The following is a 5,473-nucleotide window of genomic DNA, read 5'->3' on the forward strand; positions in this document are numbered from 1 at the left end:
GATACGGGTAACGCTGCCGCCCAGGCTTTCATAGAGATCGGCCAGACGGCCGGCGCCGAAGCGAGGGCCAACGGCCGTCAGCATGACGATGTCGGGATTGGTGCAGAAACACGGCACCCGCCGCTCTGCAGCCGGCGCGAACAGCCTGCGATAATGGTCGAGGTCAAAGCGGTCACCCTCGCTGGCCGCGATCAGCACCAGTTCGGCCTCATCGCCGGACCCGGTCAGCACAAAAGGCAGGCCCTCGATCGCGGAGCGGTCAGCTTCACGGCTGATCAGCAGGCATTTTGTCCCTGGGCGCAGCTTCCCCGACGCCGCCATGTCCGTGAAGGATCGCCACGCCACCTCGCCGGAAGAGACGAAATGATCCCAGCTTCCCTGTTCGAAGCCGAGTTTTATGAGCCGGCTTTCATTGGGTTGCGCCCGCCTGCCGGAGTTCGAAACCAGCACCACGGTCTTGCCGGCACGCTTCAGCGCCGACAGCGCTGCCACCGCGCCCGGATAGGGCCGAGTGCCGTCATGCAGCACGCCGAACTGGTCGAGCAGGAACACGTCGTAGCGCTCCGCCAGCGGCCCGATGCCGTCGAGACGTTCGATCGTTTTGGCGCTCATAGGAGTCCTGCCCGGCTTGCACCCATCAGCGCCAGCCGCGCCGTGCCGGCGGCGGCCTCGTCGGAAAGCGCGGGCAGGAAATCGACGCCGAGCCTGCGCCGCCGGATTGCCGTCCAGGCCGGGTTCGCCGCCCCGCCTCCGACGCTCCTGACCGATATCAGCGCGGGCGCGCCGAGTTCGGCAAGCCTGCCATAGCCGAGCGCCTCGATCGCGGCGATGCCTTCGAACATCGCTTTCAGATAATCGGCGTCGTCCGCCGGCCGGGGCGCAAGGCGAGGCGGCAGCGCCGGATCGGCGATCGGAAATCGTTCGCCCGTGGCGGGAAGCGGATAGTAATCGAGGCCGGTGTCTGTCTCCGGGTCGATTTTTGCGCTGAGTTCGATGATACGAGCGAGCGGAAAATGCTGAGCCAGCACCTTGCCGCCGGAATTCGACGCACCGCCTGCCAGCCAGGCGTTGCCGAGCCGGTGGCTGTAGATGCCGAAGCGCGACGCCGAAATCGGCCGGTCGGACAGGATCTTGATGGTCAGCGAGGATCCCAGCGCAGTGACGCCGTCGCCGATCGCGGCAGCACCGGTCGCCAGGAACGAGGCGCAGCCATCCGTGGTGCCGGCGACAACGGCCACATCGCGCGGCAAGCCGAACAGTTCCCCGGCTTCCGCGGTGAGGGCGCCGGTGACTTCGCCCGGTTCGGCCACGCGCGGCAGCAACTCCATGCGCATTCCGGTCGCCGCGATCCATTCCGGCCAGCGGCGGGCCTCGACATCATAGCCTGTCTTCAAGGCATTGTTCTCGTCGCTGACGTCGAAGCGGCCGGAGAAGTTTCCGGCAATCCAGTCGGCCTGATGCAGCACCGCCGCAATGTCCGGCAGATGCTGGAAGCGCAGGGCCTTGGCGAGGCCGGATGTCGCTCCGTGCGCTGCACTTGCAGCCGGCGCGGTGCGGGCGATCACGGCCAGGATGTCGTCGTCATCGACCTTGTCGTTGTACATCAGCGGTTCGGCCAGCGGCCGCCCGGCGGCGTCGACCGGCAGCAGCGTGCCGGAGGTGCCGTCAACGGCGATGGCGCGGACCGCCGTGCGGTCGATGCCGGAAAGCAGCTCCGTCAGCACCGTCTTGACCGCTTGCCACCACTCCGTGGGAGCTCGCCCATCGCTGCCAAACCTGTCGAGTGGGACGGCCGAGTGCCCGGCTATGGAAAAATCCGGGCGCATGGCGACGGCGCGCGCACCCGATGTGCCGATGTCGATGCCGATGGCAAGTGGCATCATGCCCATGCTAGCCGCCAGCCGCGTTTAGCTTCTGGCGATATTGCTCGGCGTCCCAGTTGACCAGTTCGTCATTCTCGGAAGCGGTGAGATAGTTCAGCCGCGCGGCGACATCGATGCGCGCCGTCACGTCGGCGAGGCAGCGTTGCATGGCATCGGCGCCGGCACTGGCGTCGCCGCGCATCAGCACGCCTGCGCCGGGAAACAGGATCGCCGCAGGCGACGTGCCCAGTCGTGCAATGACATCGGCCACGGCCTCGCCTGGTTTCGCCACGACGGAGCCCTGGCCGAGGAAGATGACGTGGTCCGGATAGAGGCTGCCGGCCTGCGCCATGCGGCGGCTCTCAGGGTCGAGCGCAACCGCATGCGCTTCGACATCGGCCGGTAATCTGTAGCCGCTGCCGCCGGCAAGCGCCGCCAAGGCGTCGAGGTCGGGTGCGGCGGTCGCGCGCGCCGGCCGGGCCAGCAATGACCTGATACGGCGCAGCAGAAGCTCCGCCCCGGCGACGGTTTCGGCGGCGACGACCAGGCCGTGATTGCCAAGGATCAGCACGTCGACACCAGGCCGCAGTTTCTCGGCAATGCCGCGTGCAAGCGGCAGGCCGGGCCGGAAATAGGGCACATAGGCCCATTCGATGCCATCGAGCCGCCTGACGACCTCGGCCTCGCCATCGGCCTGCACGGCGAGCGAGATGGTGTCGACGCAATGGACATGCAGAACAACGCGCTGCGGCATCAGGGCGTGCACCGTGGTCTCGATCGACGGCCGCAGGCCGCGCGGGTTGAGCGCTGCAATGGTGAAACCCTGCGGCTGGTCGGCGGCGCGATCGCGCTGCTCGACGGCCCTCAGCAGCGGCGCCATCGCCACCGGCACCATGATGTCATCGACGAGCGCGTCCTTCAGCCAGGTGCCGGACGCCTTGATCCACAGTGTGTCGCCGGCTTTCAGCGAGGTGTTGCCGCCTGCCGCCTGGGTCAGGTGCGGGCTCTGCCCGATGCTGGCCGAAAGCGCCCGCAAGGCCGCCAGTTCCTGCGCATCAGCTTGGGTCGCCATGGCGCTTTTCCTCCAACGGCTCGGCCGTGTCCTGCGCGAAATCCCGTTGCCGGGGTCGAATTGGCGCTGATATCGCAGATACGAGTGATCTACGTCAATAGTGATATACTATCATCAAAACGCGCTTGCAATCTGGCTAATGTTGAGTAAGTTGCACCAACTGCCATGGAAAATGGCATCCGGGAGGAAAGAATTGAGCGACTCCGGCCGCCAGCGTCAGATCGTCGAACTGCTGCGGGATCGTCCGTTCGCTTCGGTGCGCGAGCTGCAGGAACGGCTTGGCGTTTCGGCCGCGACGGTCAGGCGCGATATCGACAGGATCGACGAAGCCGGCGAAGCGCGGAAGGTCTATGGCGGCATCTCGGCACTCGACGGCGCTTCCCAGGCCGGTGTCGCCTACGCCCGGCCCTATGACGAGAACCGCGACCTTGCGGTCGAGGCCAAGCGGCAGATCGCCGCTCTGGCGGCGACCATGGTGCGTGACGGCGACGCCGTCATCGTGCATGGCGGCTCGACCTGCTTCCATCTCGGGGTCAAGCTCGCCGAGCGCAACATCCGCCTCTACACCAACTCGATGCCGCTGGCGGCCTATCTCAGCGACCACGGCCATTGCAGCCTGACGGTTGCCGGCGGTGATCTGCATCGCGAACCCGGCATCATCCATTCGCTCACCCAGGCCGTGCCCTTCTACGCCTCCAAATTCTTTCTCGGCACGCAGGGCCTTGGCCAGGAAGGCGTGATGGAATCGCACCCGCTGCTGGTACGCTCGATCGTCGATCTCAGCCTGTGCGCCGACCAGATCGTGGTGCTGGCCGATAGCCGCAAACTGTCGATCCACGCGCGCAATGTCGCGTTGCCGCTTTCCCGCATCGGCACGCTGGTCACCGATGACGGCCTCTCCGACGCAGATGCGCGCATGCTGGAAGACGCCGGCGTCATGGTGCGGATAGCCTCGGGAGCCATCCAGTGAAGGTGGCTGTCCTCGATTTCGGCAAGACCAATTCGAAGCTGTTCGTCTTCGGCCAGGACGGGCGGATCATCGACGAGCGCCGGACACAGCCGAAATGGGTGCGCCAAGACGGTTTCAGCGTGCTCGACGAGGCAGCGCTCCACCATTGGGCGCTCAGCGCCGTTGCCGATGCGGTCGACGGTCATGGAGTGGAAGGGGTCATGGTGTCGGGCCATGGCTGCACCTTTGCCTTGGTCGACGAGGCGGCGCTGACGCATCCGATCCTCGATTACGAGCAAGAGCCGCCGGCCGAGATTGCCGCGCGGATCGATCGCCGCATTCCGGACTTTTCCGAGACGTTCTCGCCGCGGCTGCCGCTCGGCTTCAACTACGGCCGCCACATGCTGTGGCTGCAGGAGGTCGATCCGGACGCGTTCGCTGCGTCGAAATCGATCCTCGGCTATCCGCAATACTGGAGCTGGCGCCTTGGCGGGCGGGCGGTCTCGGAAGTGTCCTATCTCGGCTGCCATTCGCATCTGTGGGCGCCGCGCAGCCAAGACTTTTCCTCGCTGGTCGACGCGCAGGGCTGGCGTGACCGGATGCCTGCCTTCGAGCGCGCCGGCACTGTTATCGGCGAGCACCGCCTCGGCGCCGCGGCGCGACCGATCGCCATCCACAACGGCGTCCATGACTCGAATGCGGCGCTGCATGCCTATCGCCGGCAGGAGCTTGGCCCGGTCACCGTCGTTTCGACCGGCACCTGGGTCATCGTGCTCAATCCGGACTGCCCGCTCGACGCACTCGACCGGGATCGCGACATGCTGGTCAACGTCGATGTCGGCGGCGGCCCAGTGCCGACCATCCGCTTCATGGGCGGGCGCGAATTCGCAACAATCAGCGCCGGCTGGCAAGGCGAGATCGCCGGCCCAGTGGTGCAGCGGGTGATCGATGCCGGCATCATGGCGCTGCCGAGCTTTGCGCCGGGCGGGCCGATGTCGGGGCATTCCGGCCGACTGGTCGGGCGCGCGCCCAATGCCGAGGAACGCGCGGCCGCGGCGCTGCTCTATGTCGCGCTGATGGTCGATCTCTGCCTCGACCTCATCCATTCGAACAACACGGTGATCGTCGATGGCGGGCTGAACACAGGCGGCCTGCTCGCCGGCCTGCTGGCGCAGTTGCGTCCCGGCCAGGCTTTCCTGCAGGGCGCCACGCTGGAGGGCAGCGCCACCGGTGCCGCGGCGCTCGCCTTCGAGAGCGTCGGGCGCGAATTCGCCGCCGAAGTTCCGGAGCCGGTGCGCACGTCGCGTTTCAGCGGATTGGCAGGCTATCGCAGCAATTGGCGTGACGCCACCATGGACCGCGGCGTCGCTGATGCGGCAGTGGGAGGCGCGCGATGAGTGCGATTGCCAGGGCCGAGACGGCGCGCCAGCCGGTGCTGGAGATGCGGCACATCTCCAAGACGTTCGGCGCCATCCGTGCCCTGCACGATGTCTCGCTCAGCGTCCACGCCGGCGAGCTGCACGCCTTGATGGGCGAAAACGGCGCCGGCAAGTCGACATTGATGAAAGTGCTTTCAGGCGCCTATCGGCC

Annotated in this window: 5 protein-coding genes and 1 pseudogene (1 of these 6 cut by a window edge); 3 read left to right on the top strand and 3 right to left on the bottom strand. The window is 66.8% G+C overall.

Features of this window, described 5'->3' with window-relative positions; translation table 11 throughout:
- The 3 genes from EOC06_RS26735 to EOC06_RS26745 form a co-directional block, all read right to left on the bottom strand.
- Positions 1-612 (bottom strand): TIGR01459 family HAD-type hydrolase (locus EOC06_RS26735; RefSeq protein WP_128309189.1); only part of this gene is annotated, 612 nt, incomplete at its 3' end.
- Entirely contained in the window at positions 609-1,883 is a 1,275-nt protein-coding gene (locus EOC06_RS26740; protein ID WP_164898750.1) for an FGGY-family carbohydrate kinase, read from the bottom strand. The genes EOC06_RS26740 and EOC06_RS26735, both read right to left, overlap by 4 nt.
- A 7-nt stretch (positions 1,884-1,890) precedes the next feature.
- A complete protein-coding gene (locus EOC06_RS26745; protein ID WP_128309191.1) occupies positions 1,891-2,934 on the bottom strand; it encodes a class II aldolase/adducin family protein in 1,044 nt (347 codons plus the stop codon).
- A 193-nt stretch (positions 2,935-3,127) separates the two neighbouring features.
- On the opposite strand from EOC06_RS26745, the gene EOC06_RS26750 reads away from it, so the two are divergent.
- The 3 genes and pseudogenes from EOC06_RS26750 to EOC06_RS44890 form a co-directional block, all read left to right on the top strand.
- Positions 3,128-3,904: a DeoR/GlpR family DNA-binding transcription regulator gene (locus tag EOC06_RS26750; protein WP_127397171.1), complete on the top strand. Its 777-nt coding sequence runs from the start codon at positions 3,128-3,130 to the stop codon at positions 3,902-3,904.
- Positions 3,901-5,280 carry a carbohydrate kinase gene (locus EOC06_RS26755; RefSeq protein ID WP_128309192.1) on the top strand — a complete coding sequence of 460 codons (1,380 nt, stop codon included), beginning with the start codon at positions 3,901-3,903 and terminating at the stop codon, positions 5,278-5,280. Before EOC06_RS26750 ends, EOC06_RS26755 begins: the two co-directional genes overlap by 4 nt.
- Positions 5,277-5,473, top strand: a pseudogene (locus EOC06_RS44890) (sugar ABC transporter ATP-binding protein); it runs 1,325 nt beyond the window's last position. The gene EOC06_RS26755 and the pseudogene EOC06_RS44890 overlap by 4 nt, the downstream one beginning before the upstream one ends.

Source organism: Mesorhizobium sp. M7A.F.Ca.MR.362.00.0.0 (assembly GCF_004023175.1).
Classification (GTDB): Bacteria; Pseudomonadota; Alphaproteobacteria; order Rhizobiales; family Rhizobiaceae; genus Mesorhizobium.

Coding starts and splice junctions, on each gene's coding strand:
- EOC06_RS26745 (WP_128309191.1), bottom strand. CDS start 2,934: ATGGCGACCCAAGCTGATGCGCAGGAACTGGCGGCCTTGCGGGCGCTT.
- EOC06_RS26740 (WP_164898750.1), bottom strand. CDS start 1,883: ATGATGCCACTTGCCATCGGCATCGACATCGGCACATCGGGTGCGCGC.